This window comes from bacterium, assembly GCA_026414725.1.
Lineage (GTDB): Bacteria > Ratteibacteria > UBA8468 > B48-G9 > JAFGKM01 > JAAYXZ01.
Genome location: JAOAIL010000002.1, coordinates 1 through 21,037 on the forward strand (window position 1 = coordinate 1; position 21,037 = coordinate 21,037).

The window sequence follows — 21,037 nt, forward strand, 5'->3', positions numbered from 1 at the left end:
GGATAGACCAATTCTGTTGTCCAGTAGTGTGTAAGAATATCTCGTTTCAAAATAAGTGAATTGCCATCCTTGGTTTTATCAAGAGGATTATTTTTACCATCTATGTGGTATGCCCAGAAAGAAATTTTTGCCACAGGTCCAGGTGGCTGGCAGATGGCTGATACACTGCAGATAGAATTTTGGTATATACTTGAATAAAATAATGTCTTTTCAAAAACACTCCACTGGTTGACAATATCACTAAAAAACAGTCGGCAGAATACAGCAGTTTCAAGCTCAATACCTATATGTTTAAGTGTTTGCATATATGCACGATATATCCATTCTGTCTGCGTTATAAAATCTGCTATTTTGTATGGATAAATGGCTATATAGAACTCGTCTGTCCCATCTTTTCCTGAAAAATGGGAAATTTTTATAGAGACCGGTAACCCTGCAATTTTAAAAGAGAAATGTTTCATCGGCTATACCTGTTTTTATATAATCTCAAAAGGAATAGCAGGCAAAAAGCCCCTTGAGACCTTCTGCTTTGTTCTACTCCCCTTTTCATCCGGTGGACCTACTGGTGAATTGGTGAAGACCTCAATTATTAAATTGTCAGCAAGTCCTTCCTTAACTCTATTACTATCTGTTTTCAATATAAAAAGAAGAAGTCCATTTTTAATTTCTGTGTGTTCAATAGATATTCCTTCCGCTGGTTCTTTTAATTCTAAAATAATCTCCTCTGCAGACATACGAAAAGGAACTTTTGCTTGAATCTGTATATCTTTGCCTTTTGAAATTTTTAGAGGGGCAGTATCTGTTAGAGCCATTGAAACTGCCCTGAAACTGGGTTTTAACACTACAAGAAAAGATGTTTCAGCAGGAACCAGATGTGTTGGTCCGAATGCCTGCATCATATTCTCTGCAGGGATTACAGGTCTGACTACTTCTACATCATTGATAATAGCCCTTGCTTCCATATTTATTTTCATAACAGAAGACCCTCCTGTAATCGGTGCAGTAATTGTCATCCGTATGAAGTTTTTTCCAGAGGGTATTTTATTTCCTGAAATGACAAATCCATCAGGAGTGTCTTTAAGAAATATCTCCACCGGTCCATTAAAACCATCTTTTCTTATGATGTGAACATCAAAGGGTATAGAACTACCTGCAGGTATGTTTATGGTAGAAGGGGTAATCATTACTGTAAAATCTGGGGATGGATTACTTAATCTGAGTCGGTATATATATTCTTCTCCACCATGACCTTGCGCATCTGATATCTGAATGAAATATGTTCCATCTTTTGGTATCTTGTAACGAATATATGAGTCCGCATGGTGTGTAGTAAGTCCTGATGCTTTATCAGGGTTATCATCATTCCATATAAGGATATTACCTGAACTATCTATAATCCGTAAAAGTGAATCAAGGGGTGAATTCAATCTTCTGGCGTAAACCTCAGCAACAAGTTCAAATCCAGTAGAACACTCAATTTTATAAACATCAACATCACCAGGTTTTTCAATCCTTCCGTTTATTGTCCGGGGCAGTGTAATATATTCAGCGTCGGTTATTGAATTATTTGGTTTATCTTCAGTATATTCGGGTAGATTATCTAATGCATATAAGACAGGATTTGAATNTCCATCATTATTATAAAGAAAAACTTTCCTTATAAAGGGACCCGGTAATGTGTCAAGGGTAAGATACTTTTCAGTAAGATTTACACCATAGACAGAAACAACTGCTTTATCTCCTTCTTTGCCACCTGGTGGAAATATATAAGTAATAAAGGGTTTTTCACTGATGGAAAGCCGATATACAAAGTCCTCTCTTCCACGGTAAAGGGCATCTTTTATCTCAACAGTATATTCGCCATCTTTGGGGACATTAAACAATATAACAGGGTCCGGACTGAACCTGTAGTCATCAATATATACTATCTCTTTATTATTTGAATCATAAAGGGCTAATGTCGCTTGAAACCAGCCAGGGACTGCATCTGCCATATAGGGAATAAGTGTTCTCGCATTAACTTCAATTACAAGGTTCTGTCCTTTACGTCCATAAAACCTGAACCTATCCACATCACCAGGCATAATCTGACCATTGAAGACCACAGGGATATTATAAATGAGTAGTCCTTCTATATTGGGGTCATTGGGTTCTTCCTCTATTGCTTCAGGTATCGTCCCTACCTGAAAATAGAGTGGGTTTGTCATACCCCTCGGTGTTAGAAGCCGTATTTCTCTGTTGCCCGGTGTAGCCGAAGGAAGAATTTCCATATCAATAAGCACCATCTCCTGGATGGAGGTTTTCCTCTGAATCCGTCTAAAAGGCATAATAAAAATCTCTACCACCTTTTCAATCTCTTTTGGTGTTAAGTTATCAAGGTTTTGTAGCAATGGATGCGGAGGAAAAGTTATAGGTTCTTCTGGAGTTGTAGAAGATGATGTTTCTGGAGGTAGTCCTCTATATTTCCTTCTTAAATCATTAATCCTTCTCTGAAGTTCCTGCCTCTGTCTCGCATTAAGAGGTGGAATATGTATTACTTTCTTTATAGTAATTCCATCACCTGTTATATAGGCATCTGAAACATCCCTGAGGTTCTGCCCGCCTACAGTTACTTGGACTACAGACCCCTGCTGACCACCAGCAGGATAGACATATCCGATAGAAAGTTCACGTTCCATTGCCTGTGGATATACTTTTAAGGCGAATAAAATGTACAGAAAAAGAATCAGTTTTTTATATCCATTATCTCCCATAAAAGTCCCTTTCCTTCCCCTTTTTCTATAGGTGGCAGGATTCTTAAATTCTTGCCATATTCATCAGGAAATGTTCTTTCTGGGTCAATACCGAGTAGATAATAAATACTCCCTAACAGGTCCTGGGGATAAACAGGTCTTTCCTTCACATATTCTCCTTTTTCATCAGAAGATCCAACAATACATCCCCCTTTAAACCCACCACCTGCGACCAGAACAGAGAAACAGTTACCATAGTGTCCTCTTCCTCCATTCCATGGTGGTTCCCATGAAATCTCTGGGGTTCTTCCAAACTCTCCTGATACCCATACAATTGTGGTCTCAAGAAGTCCACGGTCAGAAAGGTCTTGAATGAGCGCTGATAACCCTTTATCAAACTCTGGAAGTTTCTGTCTCATTGTTTGAAAATGTTGGCTGTGGGTATCCCAGCCCTGGTAGTTAATGGTAATATATACCACACCATTTTCTACAAGACGTCTTGCCATAAGACAGGACTGTCCAAATGTATTTCTTCCATATCTATCTCTTATCTCGTCGGGCTCTGAAGACAGGTCAAAAATCTTCTTCCCTTCTTCTATCATCTCCCATGCCTGTGTTCTTGTCCTATCAAAATTTTCAAATTCTTTACTTGAAGGAAGGTACTTTCTGAAAGAATCTATGTTCTCAAGTAGTTCTTTTCTGTATTCCTGTCTTTTTTCAGAGAGACCTTCAAGTACAATACCTTCAACGGCAAAAGGTTCTCTATTCGGGTCTCCACCTGTAACAAATGGTTCATATTTTGAAGATAAAAAGCCCACCTCTGAAAATCTGCCTTGAGATGTGGTTAAGATTACATAAGGTGGAATAACACCTTTATAACCATAGTCATATCCTTTGAACAGAGAAACAACAGCACCTATACTCGGATACACATTTCTTTCTCCTGCTGGCTGACCTGTCTGCATAACATAGGAAGCTGTCTCATGGGCATTGATACCGTGTGTCATGCTGCGGATAATAGAGTATTTATCTGCAATATTCGCAAGGTTTGGCAACATCGCATTTATCTCTACTCCAGGAACATTTGTCTGTACTGTTTTGTCAAACGGACCACAGTAATCATGTCCAGCATCTGGCTTAGGGTCAAGAGTGTCAAGATGTGAAGGACCACCCCAAAGCCATATCTGAATAACTGCTTTTGCCTGTGATTTTGTATGGATGTCTCCATATAAATGAAAATTACACAATAAGATTATTATCCCTGCTAATATACCTGTCTTTTTCATTTTTCTACCTATTAATGTCTGTATAAAAATTCCTTGCTGTTTATAAGTGCCCATGTTATATCCTCAACTGCTTCTTTAAATGATATTCCTTCTTTTTGAGAATATCCTTTACATTTATCTATCTCTTCACCTGTTGGATACCGGGATAGTAACAGGAGATATCCATTTCTAATTGCCTCTTCTGGATTACTTTTTGACAGAATAGATATCCTTCTCAAAATAGCACTTGATTGAATTTTTCTATAGAGTCCACTGGAGTTTAAAAGGTACATCTGCTGTGCGGATGTTATGTTATTGTTTCTTTCAGATTCCAGCCCTGTATCTCTGGAAGGTCTACAAAAGAGTTCAAGAAATGGTCCTGTAATACTTCCATCTGCAAGAAGTATATTACGTTGATACTTCGGAATAAAAGTAAATGGTTCTGGAATACGGCTGATATATTCCTCACCTGTACCACCGATTTTACACAAAATGTCTGAAAGCACCTCTGCATCAAGCCGTCTTACAGGATAATAAGCAAAAAGCATTTCTGCATCAGGATGTGTACTTTTGGGAATAAATGATTGTTGATAGGTGCGGGAGTTAAGTATTATCCGATAGATGTGTTTGAGGTCATAATTATTCTTTACCAGTTCCTTTTCAAGATATGCAAGCAATTCAGGGTTTGAAGGAGGATTATCATCTCTTATATCATCCGGTGGATGGATAATTCCTCTACCCATCAGCCAGTACCATATACGATTAACGATATTTTTAGCAAAATAAGGGTTATCATCCCTTATCAACCAATCAGCAAAGATGATACGCGGGTCTGCATCGGATGGGATTTTCACTCTTTTAGCATCAGGCAACACAGCAGTAATCTCTTCGGAAGGGGCAGGGTTGAGATATACTATCTCTTCTTTCCATTCATCTGTTTTTTTATAAGCAATCCGTGAAAAAAACATAGCCATCTCTTTCTTTTTGTTTTCATCCCAGTTTTCAGTCCGTGTCCCCATAAAGGTAAGTGCTACTGCACCTGCAATAGAGATTGGGTCCCGTCCCTGAACTGCTCTATAAAAATTCACAGGTGGTACACGGAAGTTACTCCCACTGGAGGTTAAAAGTTCTCTCACAAATCTATCATAAGGCATATTTTCTCTTAAAGCAGATATTATCCATCTGTGGTATGTCTGAACAGCATTGGGCCAGAGATTAATGGGGAATTCTGATTTTACCCGTAGTATATCACACCATTTTAAAGACCAGTAGTCAGCAAATGTATCGCTTTCCAGAAGTTTATCTATCAATATCTTCCTTTTTTCAGGGTGTCTATCATTTAAAAATTGTTTCACTTCTTCAGGTTCTGGTAGTGTTCCTATTACATCAAGATATATCCTTCTTATAAATACCTCATCTGAGCAGGGATTTGCTGGTTCAATGCCTTTTTCTTTTAATCTACCCAATACATATCTATCAATCTCTGTTTCTGAGATAGACCAGGTAGAAGTTTCGTATGGTACTATAAACTCTCCAGATAAAAGTTTTTGAAAAGTTATAATTGATACAATAAGTAATACTTTTCTTATCTTCATATTCTTATCTGATATATTTATCAAAAAAAGAAACTACCTTATCTATAACATCCTGTTTTATAAATTCAGGACCTCCATGACCTGCTCCTTTGATAATATATAATTGTGCATCCACGCCTGCCTTAACAAGGGCATTATATAGCATTTCACTCTGGGATACAGGTACTACATTATCCTTCTCCCCATGCACAATAAAAAACGGAGCAGAGGCACTGTTTACATAGGTTATTGGACTTGCCCTTTTTGCTTTCTCTTTAAAATTATCTTGCTCTTTTCCTATAAGCAGTTTAATTAATTCCTCCGGTGAATTGCCACTACCTCCCGATGTTTTTCCTATCATATCACCAATAGAAGAAGGTCCAAAATAATCACAGACGGCTTGAACCTTACTTGAGAATCCAATGTAATAACCTTTATCAAAGTCCTTTATATCTCCTGTTGTGCCGAGAAGCGCTGCAAGATGCCCACCTGCAGAAGCACCCCATACACCAATCTTTTCGGTGTTTATATTATATTTTGTTCCATTCGCCCTTAAAAATCTTATCGCTGACTTACAGTCCTCCAGTTGTGCAGGAAAACTTGCAATTCCTGTGAGGCGATAGTTGATACTTGCAATAGCATATCCATAAGATAAAAGACGCATTGCTGGATAACAGTTTTCCTTGCTTCCACTCTTCCATCCTCCTCCATGTATCCACACAACAAGAGGTAGTGGTTTTTCACTTTCAGGGATGTAGATATCCATTAGGAGTTTCACCCCTTCTGATTTTGCATATTCAATATCTCTGAATACTTTAGTGCCTTCAGGAAATAGTAATTTAGTGGGAAGTTGCTGAGGGAAAACATTAATACAAACAAATAAGATGAGATTCAGTATTAAATATTTTATCTTCATATTCGTCTCCTCCTGTATCTGTAAATTTAGACATCCATAAGAAAAAAAAGTTTACTGTTTGATTTTTCATCTTTTATGTTATAATAATAACGGAGATGGGGTTCTCCTTTTAACCGCTTTGCTTATAGCAAAGATGATAACTCCTACTAAACAAGTATAAAAGGAGAACTCCATGGAAAAGATTTATTTTACAACATCTTTATGGCTATGCCTTGCAGTTGTATCTGCTATACTTGCCTACCACATAAAAATATCTATTGCTCTCGTTGAAATCTGTATAGGTATTATCGCAGGAACCATAGCAAACCACTATTTTGGCCCTAATTCTTTAGGAAGTAATTTTGAATGGTTGAAATTTCTTGCATCAACAGGTGCGATATTTCTTACGTTCCTTGCAGGTGCAGAACTTGACCCAGGGGTAATAAAAACGAAATGGAAAGAGGTTATAGTAGTTGGAATCATTGGTTTTCTTGCTCCTTTTATCGGATGTTCTGCTGTTGCTTATTATGTTCTCAAGTGGGGATTCAAAGCGAGTTTGTTAACAGGTGTTGCACTATCAACGACTTCCATGGCTGTGGTATATGCAGTTATGCTTGAAACAGGACTTAATAAAACAGAGTTTGGTAAAGGAATACTCGGTGCTTGCTTTATTAATGACCTTGGAACTGTCATTGCATTAGGACTAATTTTCTCTCCTTTTACAATAAAAACAATTATCTTTATTGTATCAATGGTTGTTATACTATCTGTATTTCCATTTTTAACAAACTTTTTTACCCGTATATATGGTAATAGAACAGCAGCAATAAGAGTAAAGTGGGTATCTTTTGTCCTTTTCGCTCTCGGCACACTTGCTATATGGTCTGGCAGTGAACCGGTTCTTCCGGCTTATATAGCGGGTATGGTTCTTGCAGAGTTTGCTACTAAGAACAGGATATGGATAAGACGTTTAAGAACCCTTACTGTGGGTTTTCTTACTCCGTTTTATTTTATCAGGGCTGGTTCTTTTGTTTCTATACCTGCACTTTTTTCAGCCCCTTTTATCTTCTTATTACTGTTAGGAGCAAAAGTAGCAACAAAAATATGTGGATTGTATCCTGTAATAAGAATATTTAGAAAAGATTATTCAGAACAGTGGTATTACACACTTTTGATGTCAACCGGTCTAACCTTTGGGACTATCTCTGCTTTATATGGATATACGCACAATATTATCACAGAATTTCAGTATTCGTTCCTCGTTATGGTGGTTATAGGAAGTGCACTTATTCCCACAGCCATAGCCAGTTTTTATTTCCTTCCAAAACATCTTTTGCCTCCCCATTCAGAAAAGCATATAATTGTAAAGGCGGAAGGACTTGACGAAGAGTAATAATATGGAAGAAAAAGATATTAAAATTACTGTTGCACAAAAGAACTCTATTTCTTCAGTACTCTTAATTCTTAATGAAATTGTAGATGATATAGAAAATTTGTGTAATACTTCGGATAAAAAAAGTATCTTATATGATATTGTTAATAACCTAAGTGAAAAAGAAAAGAGCAGAGTGGTTGAATCTACAGGTAAAATTAAAAAGGTAATAGAAGATATAGGGAAAACATTAAATATAAAAAAGAAAAGGTATGAAATAAAAAATCTTATATCAAGCAGAGTAGCATCTTTATGGGAAATGGTATGTGAAATTGAAAGTAAACGACTGAAGGGTTATGGAGAGGTCTCAAAATCGTTAAAAGAATATCTTGACCCTAAGGTTTTCACAATTACTCAACTATTAGAAGAAATAGAAGAAGTGTTGTATAAGAAGTAAAAAGTAATGAATAATAAATGGTTTAATAGAAATATTATTGGTTTTTCTCTCACGAGTTTCTTAAGCGATTTCTGTCATGAGATGGCAACTTCTATCCTGCCACAGTTTATCCAGGCTATTGGATTATCAGCATCTTCTCTCGGGCTTATTGAAGGGGTAGCAGATGCCACATCAAGTTTTGTTAAACTCCTTGCAGGATATATCGGTGACAAAACAGCCAATCGCAAGAGGTGGGTTGTATCCGGTTATTCTTTGACAGCCATAGCAATATTATTATTTGTATTTGCTTTCTCTTTACCTTTAATTCTTCTAGGCAGGGTAGTAGGATGGCTGGGTAGGGGTATCCGTGGACCCATAAGAGATGCTATGCTTGCAGAATCAGTTGATGATAGGAACAGAGGTAGGGCTTTTGGTTTCCATAGGGCAGCAGATACAGTAGGTGCAATTGCAGGTCCACTTACGGCATTTGCTATACTGACATACCTTTCTTCCAATAAAAATATTGTTCATTTTATAAATTCATTTTTGCCTGCCAGTATGGGTCAGGATAGTATCTTTAGGTTTATTTTTCTTATTACACTTATTCCCGGTATCCTCTCTGTAATATCAATGTCTTTGCTTGTTGAAGAGAAATATCGTCAAGGTAATAGAGAAATGCAATTCTCAAAAACGATTAAGGATATGCCTTACAGTTTCAGATTTTTTCTTTTATCCGTTGGAATATTCGGAATGGCTGACTTTGCTCCTACCCTTATGATTTTACGTGCCAACACAGTTCTTGCGGGAATACTTGGAACTTTTGAAGCAGCACGGTATGCCACACTGTTTTATCTATTACGAAATTTCGTATATGCCATTGCTTCTTACCCTATAGGCGCTTTGAGTATACGCTTTAACAGAACACGATATTTAGCCACAGGATATGCAGTAGCAGTACTCACATTTGCTGGATTTGCAATAGCAATACCTTCAATCACATGGTTTATTCTTTGTTTTATACTTGCAGGTGTGTTTATTGCCTGGGAAGATACAATAGAAGGTGTTGCTGTCAGGGATTATATCGGAGAGGATAAAGCAGGGACCGGTTATGGACTGTTAGGTGTTATGAATGGGGTAGGGGATTTCTTTTCCAGTACAATAGTAGGAATTCTCTGGATAACCATAGGTGCGAGGTGGGGATTTATCTATGCATCCATTATGGGATTAACAGGAACTATCTTTATGTTCTTTACTCCTTCTGGGAAAAAAAGTATTCAATATAAGGAGTAAGAGTATAAAAGATGATAAAATCTTAACCGGTGGAGGTAAAATTTTATTCTGGTGGATATGTATCATTCCAGTCGATTGAAAAACCCAAAGATGATCAATAATTAATCCAAAAATAACTGCCCATAGAATTATTGAAAAAAGATAAATTAAAAAGTTTCTTTTGCCGAGTTTTCCTACAACAAACATTAAAGTGGCTGAATTTGTTGCAGGTCCTGTAAAAAGGAATATAAGACCTGCACCAGGAGACATACCTTTTGTTATAAGCGAAGCCGCTATAGGTATAGAGCCAGTTGCGCATACATAAAGAGGTACACCTATAAGAAGCATTAACGGATAAGAGTATAATTGCCTTCCGAGATATTTTGAGACGATATCCTCTGGTACAAAAGTTGAGATTATACCGCCAATGATTATACCTATTAAAATCCACTTACCTGTGTCTTCAACCAGTTCAAAAAATCCATATCTAAAGGCACTTTTTATCTTTTCATAAAAAGAATGTGTATGCAATCCTTCATTTTCACAGAAGATACAGGTATAGTTGTCTTTTTCTTTAGGAAGTTTCTTTCTATCCTCATATCTATTTACTAAAATTCCAGCAAAAAGTCCTGAAAAAAGTGCGCATACAGGCCTTATTATTGCAAATATCCACCCGAGAAGTGAATATGTAGCTAAAATTGAATCAACCCCTGTAGTAGGAGTAGATATCAAAAAAGAAACCGTAGCACCATCACTTGCGCCTTCTTTTTTAATATGTGTTGCCACAGGAATAACGCCACAGGAACACAGTGGTAAAGGTATACCTAAAAGAGTTGCTTTTAAGATAGATAAAAAGTTAGAAGGCGAAAGATGATAATAAATTCTTTCTGTAGGGATTAAAACCTTCAATATCCCTGCAATCAAAAATCCAAAAAGTAAATAGGGACTCATTTCATTAAGGAGCCCAATTATTTCTATTAAAAGTTTCATTTTCTTTATATCTTATCGTTCTATCTTATAACTATTTTTGTTGCTACTTTAGTTGCAATATTAAATGTTATCTCGCCCTTTTAGCCTATTAAAAGTTTTTTAATTTCTTCTTTTGAAGGAACTTTGCCTGCAAGGATAACCTTGCCATTTACCACTACCGCAGGGGTTATCGTCACCCCATATTTTGCAAACTGCTTTATATCATACAGATGAGAAATAGTCGCAGATATTTCCATTTCTTCAACTGTTTCTCTTACAATCTTTTCTACTGCCTGACATTTAGGACAGCCAGCACCTACTATTAAAATCTCCATAGTTCACCCCTTTTCTATTTTAAAATAAAATTACCTGTAATCCAACCTACAAGTGTTCCACAGATTATAATTGTTATTACATAGACAACCGCTTTTTTTATTCCAAAAACACGAGAGATGGCTATCCAGTTTGGCAAACTCAATCCAGGACCTGTCAAAAGTAATGCAAGTGCAGGTCCCTTTCCCATTCCGAGTTTCATAAGTTTATCAACAAAAGGTGCTTCTGTAAGAGTTGCAAAATATGTAGTTGCTCCTATCAATGTAGCAAGAAAACTTGCTCTTATACTATTCCCTCCAAGAAACTTTTCTATCCAGTTCCTGGGTAATATCTCTCCTATAATTCCTACAATAAAAACACCTACAAGTAAAAGAGGAAAAATTATCCTAACAAAATACATTGTTTCCCTAAGCCAGTTTTCAATATCTTTTCTTTCAAGTTTTTTACAGGCATAAATTCCTGAAACAACTGTGAAGATAAACCATACAATAATTTTCTTCCAGTAAGGACCTTTTTGAACTAAATAATTTGGCATAAGAAGGGAAAGAAGGATTAATACCAGAAGTATTACATATTTTTTTTCTATGATTTTTTTCTTATCTTCTTTATCTAACCTGACGGTTTCAATCTGTTCTTTTCTAAATAAAAAACTCATAATACTTCCAACAACAAATGCCATAATTAAAGAACTCATCACCCTTGCTATAACAATATCTATTCCAATAATATTACCTGTATATATTAAAGATAGGATATTTGAAGATGGAGCAACCCAGAGTATGATAAAAGCAACACCAATTCCTGCTCCTGTATAATAAAGTCCACTTGCCACTGGAATGACTGTACAGGAACAGGCAGCGAGCAAAAAACTTGAAATTGCAGATATAGAAAAGGACTTTACTTTGCTTACCCTTTCTCCGAGATAATTTATAATGGTCTCTTTATTAATAAAACTTACCATTCCTCCAGCAAGTAAAAAAGCGGGGATAAGACAGGTTAAAACATGAACTGCAATATAGTCCTTTAAAGCGAGAAGTCCGCCTTCAATAAGTTCTTTTAACATTTTCCCTTCTTTATTCCCACAACAGGCATCCCTTTTTTTCTCAATTCCATTCTTTTTTTAAGATTTTTTATTTCTTTATTAAATTTATCACAGGAAATAGATTTAATTGCTTTAATCACTGAAATTAAAAAGTCATCTTTGTTAGGAGAGAGGGAATACATAACCCATTTCCCTTTCTTTTCTTCTTTTATTATTCCAGTATATTTCAAAATTTTTAAATGTTTTGAAATATTTGTCTGTGTCTCTTCTAAACAATCCATTATTTCACACACACAGAGAGGACTCTTTGATTCCAGTAATAACCTTATTATCCTTAACCTCGTTTTTTCTCCTGCTGCTTTTAATACCTCTGTATATCTTTCCATTTTAATTTCTCATATGCCCATACATTCATATATTATAACACAGAAAATTTTTCTGTCAAACCCTTATTTATAGTTTTTCCAGAATAAGAGAAGATGCCTTCTTACCCGAGAGGAGCATCCCACCAAATATAGCACCCATTCTATGAGAACCCGCTACTGCATTGGCAGCCATTCCACATACAAAAAGTCCGGGGTATACCTCTTTTGTATTTTCAATAAGTGCTATTTCTCCTCTTTCCGCCCACATTGATTTTTCACCAATAACCTTAAAATTCTCTCCTGATTTTCTTTCTACTATTTTACATACTTCGCTGTCATGTCCTGTAGCATCTACAACAAATTTTGCTTTAACTCCAAGTGGGTCAACATGTAGATGAGCAATATCCACAGCAGTCCAGTTTAAAACCACTCCTGTTATCTTTTTTTCTCTTATTACTACATCTTCCACGCTTATAAGATTAAATATCTTTGCTCCTGCTTTAACGGTCTTGAATGTAAGAGCTGAAATTGTCTCTATTGCATCTGCAGTATAAAGATTCTCTGAGTATCTTTTTATCCGTATTCCCAACTCTTTCATAATCTCTTTTGCTTCCTCCTGGACCACTATTCTATTAAACATCATACCCCCGCCAGGCATTCCACCACCTATCTTAAGGTGTCTTTCAAATACTGCAACTTTTTTCCCTACAGAAGCAAGATAATAGGCACATATAAGGCCTGAAGGTCCTCCACCTGCAATAGCAACATCAACATCCAGATAAGAAGTGAGTTCTTTTATATATGTCTCAATAATTGCCTTTGATATAATATGTTCTTCCATTAATTTCTCCTTTATTTTTCATTGAAAATTATTTCTTATATTATCAGGAATGTAGTTTTTTTACAAGTTTTGCAACACGTCTTCCCAATCTCTTGCATTCTCTTTCTACTCTACTATCAGGTACTCCTATTGATACAACACCGTAATGTCCACCTGAAGGGTCTCCCTGTATAACCATTCCGTGGATTAAAAGTGCGTTTAATATATCTGTGATAGTTGTTTCATTTCCACCACCTATATTTGCAGAAGAGGAAAAAGCAGCGCCAACCTTTCCATCCAATTTCCCATGTATTGCAACACTTTCGTCAAGAAATTCCTTTACAGGTGCTGCCATTGTTCCGTAATAGGTGGGAGAACCAATGATAATTCCATCTACAGAAAGTAAGTCCTTTATCTCCGCATTTTCTACATTTTTTACTTCAACATCCACATCTTCTTCTTTTACGCCTTCTTCTATAAGATGTGCCATCTTTCTTGTATTCCCTGTTGAAGAGTAATATATTATAAGAACTTTTGACATATCACCTCCCTGTTGAAATCTATGGTAAAGCACTTTTAAAAATTATTCAAGTAGTATAAGATATAAAAATGGAACTTGTATCTATTTTTGGGTTATCCTTTACCATTGCACTCACAGGAGCATTGGCACCGGGGCCCCTTTTAACTCTGGCTATAGCAGAGAGTTTTAAGTATGGAAGAAAAGCAGGTCCTATTATTATAGGGGGACATGCACTATTAGAGATTATTATGGTTTGTATTCTTGTTATTGGACTTGGGAAAATATTAAACAATCAGGTAGTTATAAAGTACATCTCTTTAGCAGGTGCTTTAATTCTCATTTATTTTGGTATCAATATACTCCGGTCTCTCTCAAAGGTCTCTCTTAATGTATCAATGAAAAATTCTAATTCCTATATTATCCTGTTTTTCCAGGGTATAACAATGAGTATTGCCAACCCATACTGGACTGTATGGTGGTTAACTGTGGGGCTGGGACTTTTACTTTCTGTAAGGAATATAGGGATAAAAGGACTTATTTATTTTTTTATGGGACATATACTTGCAGACCTTGTATGGTATAGTTTTGTCTCTTATAGTATTGAAAAAAGTAAAAAGATTATTTCCCAGAAAGTATATATAAAGATATTGAACATTTGTGGAATTATTCTTATATTATTTGGCTTGTATTTTGGGATTACCTCTCTTATATAATATCACCACAGTGATTTATCCAAGGGTGCTATTACTTTGTAAGGTATACCTTTTCTGGGTTGAGCCATAAAGTTCTCAACTGTCTCTTTCCATTTAAGGTAGTGAGATGTATTCTTATGCGCTTTTGCTGATTCTTCACTTTCATAAACTTCATATAAGGTAAACCTGCATGGGTCATCAAGACACTGTAAAACATCAAACCTGAGGTTCCCTTCTTCTTTAATGGAATTTTTATGATTTTCTAAAGTTGCCTTTATAAAATCATCTATCTTATCCTTCTTTACATAAATCTCCACTATTGTAACTATCATAATTCACCTCCATCTTCCTATCAATGAAAAGAATAATGTTAATAAAATGCTTATAATAATACTTGTTGCGAGAGGAAAATAAAAAGAAAAATTTTCCTTCTTTATTATTATGTCTCCAGGTAATCTCCCAAAAGGAATTTTTATGCCTTTTTCTATTAAGACCGCAGAGATAATAAGACATATCCCTATTATGAGTAAAAACTTTGCAAAATTGTTTTCCATTCTATTTCTTTCCTACTTATTTATCTATTTTTACCCTCATTTTAAAAGATTTTCAAGTGTTTTCCTTATTTCTTTACAGTGGTCTCCTTCCCAGTATACCCTTTTACATGAAGGGCACTGAGAAAAATTCTCTTTAGTAGAATATATATATTCGGGGACAAGTGTTTTTATTTCTTCTTTCTCTCTAATCTCAAGGATTATATTACAGAGAGAACATCTGCTGAAAATATTTTCCTCTGCTGGTTTAAGTACGAGTTTATCTATAATTTCTTTTAACTGATTAATACTTCCTTCACCTTCAATTAATACTACGATATCAGGATTTGAAAGTGCTAATTTTCTGTCTCTCGTCAGGATTATCCTCCCTTCCTTTCTCGCAATTCTTAAGAGTTCTATCTTTCTGCTCGTGTTAAAATAGAGGGTATCATATCCCATCAACCTTAACCATCTTCCTGTTTTACCCAGCATCCCATCCACAATAAACTTCTTCATTCACAACCTTTCAAAACCTCTGTAAAGCCCTAAACTTTTAGCGATTTTAATTACTTCTTTAAATTCTTGAAAGGTAGGTTTTCTATTTATCTCTGGATATAAATCCGCCTTACCACAGGGTCTATACTGATCCATTATATTTATGTACGTATTTTTTGAAAGGCCTGCAATAAATTTTAAAACATTTTCTGAATTTGAAATGTGATTTGGTAGTACAAGATGCCTTACAAGTAATCCTTTTTCTGCTATACCTTCTGTATTTACTTTTAAATCCCCTACCTGTTTATACATCTCTTCTATTGCTTCTACACATCTTTCAAAATAATCAGGCGCATTTGAGTATCTTTTTGCAGGTTCGCTTTCTCCATATTTCATATCAGGCATATAAATATCTACTATACCATCAAGTAATTTTATTACCTCAACATTCTCATAACCACTGCAATTCCAGACAATAGGGATACTAAGTCCCTTTTCTATTGCATATCCCAATGATTTTACTAGTTGGGGTGTAAAATGTGTAGGAGTAACAAGATTGATATTATGGCATCCTATTTTCTGTAAGTTTAATATAATACTCGCCATTCTTTCTTCTGATACGACATCCCCAATCCCTGAATGGCTTATATCATAGTTCTGGCAGTATATACATAAAAGGTTGCAATAAGTAAGAAAGATAGTACCTGACCCTAAAACACCAACCAGTTCTTGTTCTTCACCAAAATGTGGACCATAACTTGAAACCATAATCTCCTTTCCCGCTCGGCATATTCCTTTTTCTCCAGATATTCTATTAACCTTACATTTCCTCGGACATAGATTACAGGAGTTTAGAATACTGTATAATCTATCAATTCTTCCGTCTATTATTTTTAACTTTTCAGGCATAGAATTTCACAAAATAAACCGGTTGGTAATGGGCATCCTTCTATCCTTTCCAAATGCCTTTGGAGTAATCTTGGTTCCAGGCGGTGATTGTCTCCTTTTGTATTCACTTTTATCTACCATCTGAAGCACTTTTTTTACTGTTATTTCATCAAAACCGAGTGAAACTATTTCTTGAAAACTTCTATCTTTTTCTATATATTCCTTAAGGATACTATCAAGAATTTCATATGGTGGGAGTGTATCCTGGTCTTTCTGCCCGGGTTTAAGCTCTGCTGTCGGTGCTTTTGTAAAGACCCTTTCAGGGATAACTTTACTGATGGAATTTCTGTAATATGCCAGTTTATATACCATTGTCTTATATACATCTTTAATCACAGCAAAACCACCAGCAGTGTCTCCATAAAGTGTAGAATAACCAACACTGACTTCAGATTTATTTCCTGTGGTTAAAACAAGATATCCAAATTTGTTAGATAATGCCATAAGTATGTTCCCCCTTATTCTCGCCTGAAGATTCTCTTCTGTTATATCTGGTTTTGTTCCTGTAAAAACAGAAGAAAATGTTTCAAGATATGATGTAAATATGCCATCTATAGGTATTGTGAGAAATTTTATTTTTAGGTTATCCGCAAGCGCATTAGCATCTTCTTCTGACTCTTTTGAAGAATATCTGGAAGGCATAAAAACACCTATGACATTTTCACTTCCGAGAGCATCAGAAGCAATAGCAGCAACCAGAGAAGAGTCAATACCACCACTCAAACCGAGAATAACTTTTCTGAACCCGTTTTTTAATACATAATCTCTCATTCCTGTAACGAGTGCAAGATATACCTCTTCTTCTATGGTTATCGTTCTGTATTCAGAGATTGAAACAGATGTTCTATCCTTAGAGAATTCATATGATATATAAACTGCATCTCTCTTTCTAACTCCTGTCTTTTTTAGTTGAATATCTGTTATCAGAAGAGTTTCCTTGAATGGTTCTGCTCTGGAAATGATACTACCTGTATTATTTATTATAAAACTACTCCCATCAAAGACAAGTTCATCCTGACCACCAACAAGATTACTATAAGAAATAAAGATATTGTTTCTAATACACTGCTCTCTTATTATTTTTTCTCTCTCTAATGTCTTTCCCATATGATAAGGAGAAGCACTTATATTTATCAGGAATTTTGCTCCTTTTTTCGCCTGTTCTTTTACAGGTCCGTCTATATACCATATATCCTCACAGATATTTACACCAAACAAAATTCCTGATAGATTAAAAATAGAGGGCTTATCTCCTGAAGAAAAATATCTCTTTTCATCAAAGACACCGTAGTTTGGTAAAAGTATTTTATGATATATACCTACCTTTTCCTTATTATTGAGTATAGCAGCTGCGTTATATAACCTGCCATTCTGTATATCAACAAAGCCTAATATAACTATCATATTTTTTACTTCTTTTTCTATTAAAGATAAGGCATCTATATTTTTTTGAATGAAAGATGGTTTCAAGAGAATATCTTCAGGAGGATAACCTGTTATGACTAACTCAGGGAAAGAAAGGATATCTACCTTTTCTCTCTCTGCCTTTTTTATATATTCCAATATCTTCTCAGTATTGCCTTCAATGTCACCTACTGTAGAGTTTACCTGTCCAATACCTATACGAATACTATCCATACTTTTATTATACACTATTTATAGGTGGGATTGATATATCTCTTCAAATTTTTTGCTGATTTTTTTAAATATCTTCAATAATTCAGGGTCAAATTTCTCAGGACTGGATTTGGCATCTCCTTCAGTTATAATTCTATAAGCAGTTATGTGGTCTACGGGTGGTTTATAAGGACGAGAACTTCTTAAAGCATCATATGTATCAGCAATAGCAAGTATCCTGCTTTCCAGAGGTATTTCTTCTTTTTTAATTCCATAAGGATATCCACTACCGTCCCATCTTTCATGATGTGTTAGCGCAATTTTTTCTGCTGTTTTTATAAATTCAGAGTCAGACCCATGTAAAATTTTCGCTCCTATAATTGTATGTTGTTTCATCATCTCAAATTCGTCTAAAGTTAAGGGCCCTTGTTTTAAAAGTATATGGTCAGGGATACTAACTTTTCCTAAATCATGCATTGGACTTGCAATATATATTGTCTCTACATCATCAGCAGATAATCCTAATTCTTCTGCCATTACCTTTGCGTAAAGTCCTATACGTTTTATATGAGAACCCGTTTCTTCATCCCTGTATTCGGCGATTACTGTTAGACGTTGAACACTTTCAATATATGATTGTTTTATCTTATCTTTAGATATTTGAAGAAGTTTCATCATCTCTTGAATCTCTCTTGTCCTTTCTACTACTTTCTGTTCAAGATGTTGCTGATATTCTCTATTCTCTATAATTAGTCGTCTTTTCTCCAGTACATTCTTTATCACATGATTAATATCTCCTATATGCAATGGTTTTAATATATATCTATCTGCACCTGAATTTAAAGCAGTAATAGCATCTTCAAAATTATGACTCGCTGTTATTACAATAACATTTGTATCTATATTAAATTCTTTTATTTTTCCAAGCAGCCAGAGACCACCCATACCTGGCATATGGATGTCTGCTAAAAGTAAATCAATTCTTTTTTTCTGTAATATATTGAGTGCTTCTTCTGCTTTTTCTGTTGACATTACAGAAGTATATCCGAGGTGTTTAAGAACCCTTTCCAGATATTCAATGATAGGTTTTTCATCATCTACTATTAGTATTTTTTCACTTCCCATTTCTTTCTCTCAAAGGAAGAAGTACTGTAAAAATAGCACCGCCTTCCTTTCCATTTTCAGCATATATCTCACCACCATGTTCCTTAATAATCCCATAACTCACAGAAAGTCCAAGCCCTGTTCCTTTATCCTTGGGTTTGGTAGTAAAAAAGGGGTCAAAAATTCTTTTAATTATATCATTCGGTATGCCTGGTCCTGTATCTATAAATTCAATTTTTAAATAATTGTTCCATATAGACGTTCTTATAGTAAGAACTCTATCTTTCTCTTGTTGTGTCATAGCATACTCCGCATTATTTATAATATTAAGAAATACCTGCTCTATCTGGTTTTCATCAATACTTATGGAAGGAATATCATCCTGTAATAATTTGTTAACCTTTATATTTTTTACTCTGAGATGATACTCTTTTATTTCCAGTACTTCCTCAATAAGTTTATTTATCTTGATTTCCTTTTTAACAGGTTTTTCCTTACGAGAAAATCTTAAAAGACCTGTAGTTATTCTATATACACGCATAGCCGCTTCATATATCTTTTTAATATCCTGCCTCATTTCTTCGTCTATCTTTTCATTTGTTGTAAGTATAAGTTCTGCAAAACCAATCATTGCTGTAAGCGGATTATTTATTTCATGGGCTACTCCTGATATTAATTCACCTAATGCAGCCATCTTTTCTGTCTGTATTAATTGTTGTCCTAACCGTTTCTGTTCTGTTACATCTCTCGCTATGACCCTGTAACTATTAAATTTCTCTTTTGAATCTTTTACTGCTGTTGCACTCAATCTTACAATTAATTTTTCTCCGTCTTTTTTTTGCATTTCTACTTCATAATCCTTTATAAAACCATCTTTTTCAAGAAGTGATAAAATTTTTAATCTGTCTTCGGGATTCCAATATATTTCCTTCTCAATAAAACCATTTAAGACCTCTTCTTTTGAGGTATAACCAAACGTCTGGATACCTGAAGGATTAATATCTAAGATCTTTCCTTCTGTTGTCGCTGTAAATATAATATCTTTTGCCTCCTCAAATAAATGAAGGTATCTTTCTTCAGACCGCCGTATTGTTTCAATATCTCTATTTAACTGCTTTGTTTGCCTTGTAACTACTTTTCGCAGGAACAATACAAAAAATAATATCAGACAAAATAAAAAAGACAGGGGTACCAGCAACCACTTTAATACTTGAACTGCTTCTGTTGTAGAAGTCCTATACTTACTAAGATACTTCTGGTCAAGTGAAGATATTACACCTTTTGAAGCAAGTACTGCGATAGATTGATTTATATTATCTAAAAGTAATTTATTTCCCTTTTTAACAGCAAAACAATACTCAACGGGTAAAAGAGGGGGGCTTGCCCGAACAATATCATGCATATTATCAAGGGATATTGTATAATATCCTATGATATTTGATACTAATGCATATTTCCCTTTACCTGCTTTTAATATCCTAAGGGCATTGGGTTCTGTATTTGCCAGCAATAAATTGTAATCTGGATATAGAGACAATATCTCATAATAAGGAAAACTTTCTTTTTGAATTATTACAGTTTCCTTTAAATTTTTTAAAGACCCGAGTGAACTCAGATACCTTTCTCCTTTTTTACTAAACCACAGATAATAAATCAGAGTATTAGCTATAGCATAATCAGCAAAATTGTCTTCCTGTTTAGAATGAACTGTAGCAATAACTTCTACTTTCCCCTCTTTAAAATCTTTTAATATGGCTTCCCTGCTATCCAATCGTACCTTAACATTAAAACCTGCTTCTTCTCCTACGGCTTTTATGAGTTCAATGTTAAAACCAACCGGGTTTCCTTTTTTATCAAGGTATTCAAAAGGAGGATAATCATAATCACCTCCATAAACGATGGTTGTTTTTGATTTTTGTTTTTTTGAGTTGTCAGGCCAAGAAGGTATTGTAAAAGAGAGAAATACTAAAGGAATAAATACAATACTTTTTTTTCGCCAGAGCACCTTATATTTCCTTTTAAGAAAAAATAAATTATCTTTTATTTATATTATCTTTTC

At 35.1% G+C, this 21,037-nt stretch carries 22 protein-coding genes and 1 riboswitch; of the genes, 4 read left to right on the plus strand and 18 right to left on the minus strand.

Annotated features, from left to right (window positions below; translation table 11 throughout):
* The 5 genes from N3D17_01185 to N3D17_01205 all read right to left on the minus strand — a co-directional run.
* The coding region (locus N3D17_01185) for a hypothetical protein (GenBank protein MCX8082004.1) at positions 1-461 on the minus strand (461 nt) is incomplete at its 3' end.
* Positions 462-476: 15 nt separating this feature from the next.
* Positions 477-2,753 carry a pre-peptidase C-terminal domain-containing protein gene (locus N3D17_01190; GenBank protein MCX8082005.1) on the minus strand — a complete coding sequence of 759 codons (2,277 nt, stop codon included), beginning with the start codon at positions 2,751-2,753 and terminating at the stop codon, positions 477-479.
* Positions 2,726-4,018 carry a DUF1501 domain-containing protein gene (locus tag N3D17_01195; protein MCX8082006.1) on the minus strand — a complete coding sequence of 431 codons (1,293 nt, stop codon included), beginning with the start codon at positions 4,016-4,018 and terminating at the stop codon, positions 2,726-2,728. The genes N3D17_01190 and N3D17_01195 overlap by 28 nt, the downstream gene beginning before the upstream one ends.
* Before the next feature lie 11 nt (positions 4,019-4,029).
* Positions 4,030-5,592, minus strand: coding sequence for a DUF1549 and DUF1553 domain-containing protein (locus N3D17_01200; GenBank protein MCX8082007.1), 1,563 nt, complete (start codon positions 5,590-5,592; stop codon positions 4,030-4,032).
* A gap of 4 nt (positions 5,593-5,596) precedes the next feature.
* On the minus strand, positions 5,597-6,487 hold the full coding sequence (locus N3D17_01205) for an alpha/beta hydrolase (GenBank protein ID MCX8082008.1): 891 nt from the start codon (positions 6,485-6,487) through the stop codon (positions 5,597-5,599).
* A gap of 82 nt (positions 6,488-6,569) precedes the next feature.
* A riboswitch (Fluoride riboswitch) is annotated at positions 6,570-6,640 on the plus strand.
* 19 nt (positions 6,641-6,659) lie between these two features.
* On the opposite strand from N3D17_01205, the gene N3D17_01210 reads away from it, so the two are divergent.
* Genes N3D17_01210 through N3D17_01220 form a run of 3 tightly spaced genes read left to right on the plus strand, consistent with a single transcriptional unit; the run spans position 6,660 to position 9,564 of the window.
* Complete coding sequence (locus N3D17_01210) at positions 6,660-7,859, plus strand: cation:proton antiporter (GenBank protein MCX8082009.1); 1,200 nt, start codon at positions 6,660-6,662, stop codon at positions 7,857-7,859.
* Positions 7,860-7,863: 4 nt separating this feature from the next.
* Entirely contained in the window at positions 7,864-8,295 is a 432-nt protein-coding gene (locus tag N3D17_01215) for a hypothetical protein (protein ID MCX8082010.1), read from the plus strand.
* A gap of 6 nt (positions 8,296-8,301) precedes the next feature.
* The gene (locus N3D17_01220) at positions 8,302-9,564 is read left to right on the plus strand and encodes an MFS transporter (protein MCX8082011.1); all 1,263 of its coding nucleotides are present in this window, start codon (positions 8,302-8,304) and stop codon (positions 9,562-9,564) included.
* On the opposite strand, the gene N3D17_01225 is transcribed toward N3D17_01220, so the two are convergent.
* The 6 genes from N3D17_01225 to N3D17_01250 all read right to left on the minus strand — a co-directional run bounded on the left by N3D17_01225 (position 9,499) and on the right by N3D17_01250 (position 13,613).
* On the minus strand, positions 9,499-10,533 hold the full coding sequence (locus N3D17_01225; GenBank protein ID MCX8082012.1) for an SO_0444 family Cu/Zn efflux transporter: 1,035 nt from the start codon (positions 10,531-10,533) through the stop codon (positions 9,499-9,501). The genes N3D17_01220 and N3D17_01225 overlap by 66 nt on opposite strands.
* Positions 10,534-10,613: 80 nt before the next feature.
* Positions 10,614-10,847, minus strand: coding sequence for a thioredoxin family protein (locus N3D17_01230; GenBank protein MCX8082013.1), 234 nt, complete (start codon positions 10,845-10,847; stop codon positions 10,614-10,616).
* Positions 10,848-10,861: 14 nt separating this feature from the next.
* Positions 10,862-11,908, minus strand: a complete 1,047-nt coding sequence (locus N3D17_01235) for a permease (protein MCX8082014.1) — start codon at positions 11,906-11,908, stop codon at positions 10,862-10,864.
* A complete protein-coding gene (locus N3D17_01240) occupies positions 11,902-12,273 on the minus strand; it encodes a metalloregulator ArsR/SmtB family transcription factor (protein ID MCX8082015.1) in 372 nt (123 codons plus the stop codon). The genes N3D17_01235 and N3D17_01240 overlap by 7 nt, the downstream gene beginning before the upstream one ends.
* A 67-nt stretch (positions 12,274-12,340) precedes the next feature.
* Positions 12,341-13,093, minus strand: coding sequence for a sulfide-dependent adenosine diphosphate thiazole synthase (locus tag N3D17_01245; protein ID MCX8082016.1), 753 nt, complete (start codon positions 13,091-13,093; stop codon positions 12,341-12,343).
* A gap of 43 nt (positions 13,094-13,136) precedes the next feature.
* Positions 13,137-13,613, minus strand: coding sequence for an NAD(P)H-dependent oxidoreductase (locus N3D17_01250; protein ID MCX8082017.1), 477 nt, complete (start codon positions 13,611-13,613; stop codon positions 13,137-13,139).
* A gap of 68 nt (positions 13,614-13,681) precedes the next feature.
* On the opposite strand from N3D17_01250, the gene N3D17_01255 reads away from it, so the two are divergent.
* A complete protein-coding gene (locus tag N3D17_01255) occupies positions 13,682-14,305 on the plus strand; it encodes a LysE family translocator (protein ID MCX8082018.1) in 624 nt (207 codons plus the stop codon).
* A gap of 2 nt (positions 14,306-14,307) precedes the next feature.
* Here N3D17_01255 and N3D17_01260 read toward each other — a convergent pair whose 3' ends face one another.
* Genes N3D17_01260 through N3D17_01290 form a run of 7 tightly spaced genes read right to left on the minus strand, consistent with a single transcriptional unit; the run spans position 14,308 to position 20,983 of the window.
* A complete protein-coding gene (locus N3D17_01260; GenBank protein ID MCX8082019.1) occupies positions 14,308-14,616 on the minus strand; it encodes an antibiotic biosynthesis monooxygenase in 309 nt (102 codons plus the stop codon).
* Between the two features lie 3 nt (positions 14,617-14,619).
* Positions 14,620-14,838: a DUF2905 domain-containing protein gene (locus N3D17_01265; GenBank protein MCX8082020.1), complete on the minus strand. Its 219-nt coding sequence runs from the start codon at positions 14,836-14,838 to the stop codon at positions 14,620-14,622.
* Positions 14,839-14,874: 36 nt separating this feature from the next.
* The gene (locus tag N3D17_01270) at positions 14,875-15,330 is read right to left on the minus strand and encodes a Mut7-C RNAse domain-containing protein (protein MCX8082021.1); all 456 of its coding nucleotides are present in this window, start codon (positions 15,328-15,330) and stop codon (positions 14,875-14,877) included.
* Positions 15,331-16,218 (minus strand): radical SAM protein, encoded by an 888-nt coding sequence (locus N3D17_01275; GenBank protein MCX8082022.1) that lies wholly within the window; start codon positions 16,216-16,218, stop codon positions 15,331-15,333.
* 6 nt (positions 16,219-16,224) lie between these two features.
* A complete protein-coding gene (locus N3D17_01280; GenBank protein MCX8082023.1) occupies positions 16,225-17,895 on the minus strand; it encodes an NAD+ synthase in 1,671 nt (556 codons plus the stop codon).
* 18 nt (positions 17,896-17,913) lie between these two features.
* Positions 17,914-18,999, minus strand: a complete 1,086-nt coding sequence (locus tag N3D17_01285) for a response regulator (GenBank protein MCX8082024.1) — start codon at positions 18,997-18,999, stop codon at positions 17,914-17,916.
* Positions 18,989-20,983: a transporter substrate-binding domain-containing protein gene (locus N3D17_01290; protein ID MCX8082025.1), complete on the minus strand. Its 1,995-nt coding sequence runs from the start codon at positions 20,981-20,983 to the stop codon at positions 18,989-18,991. The genes N3D17_01285 and N3D17_01290 overlap by 11 nt, the downstream gene beginning before the upstream one ends.
* Positions 20,984-21,037: the final 54 nt, after the last annotated feature.

What these genes read in the sequence shown, in the direction of transcription:
- N3D17_01220 (MCX8082011.1), top strand. Translation starts at nt 8,302, where the DNA reads ATGAATAATAAATGGTTTAATAGAAATATTATTGGTTTTTCTCTCACG.
- N3D17_01250 (MCX8082017.1), bottom strand. Translation starts at nt 13,613, where the DNA reads ATGTCAAAAGTTCTTATAATATATTACTCTTCAACAGGGAATACAAGA.
- N3D17_01270 (MCX8082021.1), bottom strand. Translation starts at nt 15,330, where the DNA reads ATGAAGAAGTTTATTGTGGATGGGATGCTGGGTAAAACAGGAAGATGG.
- N3D17_01285 (MCX8082024.1), bottom strand. Translation starts at nt 18,999, where the DNA reads ATGGGAAGTGAAAAAATACTAATAGTAGATGATGAAAAACCTATCATT.
- N3D17_01260 (MCX8082019.1), bottom strand. Translation starts at nt 14,616, where the DNA reads ATGATAGTTACAATAGTGGAGATTTATGTAAAGAAGGATAAGATAGAT.
- N3D17_01200 (MCX8082007.1), bottom strand. Translation starts at nt 5,592, where the DNA reads ATGAAGATAAGAAAAGTATTACTTATTGTATCAATTATAACTTTTCAA.
- N3D17_01230 (MCX8082013.1), bottom strand. Translation starts at nt 10,847, where the DNA reads ATGGAGATTTTAATAGTAGGTGCTGGCTGTCCTAAATGTCAGGCAGTA.
- N3D17_01235 (MCX8082014.1), bottom strand. Translation starts at nt 11,908, where the DNA reads ATGTTAAAAGAACTTATTGAAGGCGGACTTCTCGCTTTAAAGGACTAT.
- N3D17_01280 (MCX8082023.1), bottom strand. Translation starts at nt 17,895, where the DNA reads ATGGATAGTATTCGTATAGGTATTGGACAGGTAAACTCTACAGTAGGT.
- N3D17_01225 (MCX8082012.1), bottom strand. Translation starts at nt 10,533, where the DNA reads ATGAAACTTTTAATAGAAATAATTGGGCTCCTTAATGAAATGAGTCCC.
- N3D17_01240 (MCX8082015.1), bottom strand. Translation starts at nt 12,273, where the DNA reads ATGGAAAGATATACAGAGGTATTAAAAGCAGCAGGAGAAAAAACGAGG.
- N3D17_01210 (MCX8082009.1), top strand. Translation starts at nt 6,660, where the DNA reads ATGGAAAAGATTTATTTTACAACATCTTTATGGCTATGCCTTGCAGTT.
- N3D17_01205 (MCX8082008.1), bottom strand. Translation starts at nt 6,487, where the DNA reads ATGAAGATAAAATATTTAATACTGAATCTCATCTTATTTGTTTGTATT.
- N3D17_01195 (MCX8082006.1), bottom strand. Translation starts at nt 4,018, where the DNA reads ATGAAAAAGACAGGTATATTAGCAGGGATAATAATCTTATTGTGTAAT.
- N3D17_01245 (MCX8082016.1), bottom strand. Translation starts at nt 13,093, where the DNA reads ATGGAAGAACATATTATATCAAAGGCAATTATTGAGACATATATAAAA.
- N3D17_01255 (MCX8082018.1), top strand. Translation starts at nt 13,682, where the DNA reads ATGGAACTTGTATCTATTTTTGGGTTATCCTTTACCATTGCACTCACA.
- N3D17_01275 (MCX8082022.1), bottom strand. Translation starts at nt 16,218, where the DNA reads ATGCCTGAAAAGTTAAAAATAATAGACGGAAGAATTGATAGATTATAC.
- N3D17_01215 (MCX8082010.1), top strand. Translation starts at nt 7,864, where the DNA reads ATGGAAGAAAAAGATATTAAAATTACTGTTGCACAAAAGAACTCTATT.
- N3D17_01265 (MCX8082020.1), bottom strand. Translation starts at nt 14,838, where the DNA reads ATGGAAAACAATTTTGCAAAGTTTTTACTCATAATAGGGATATGTCTT.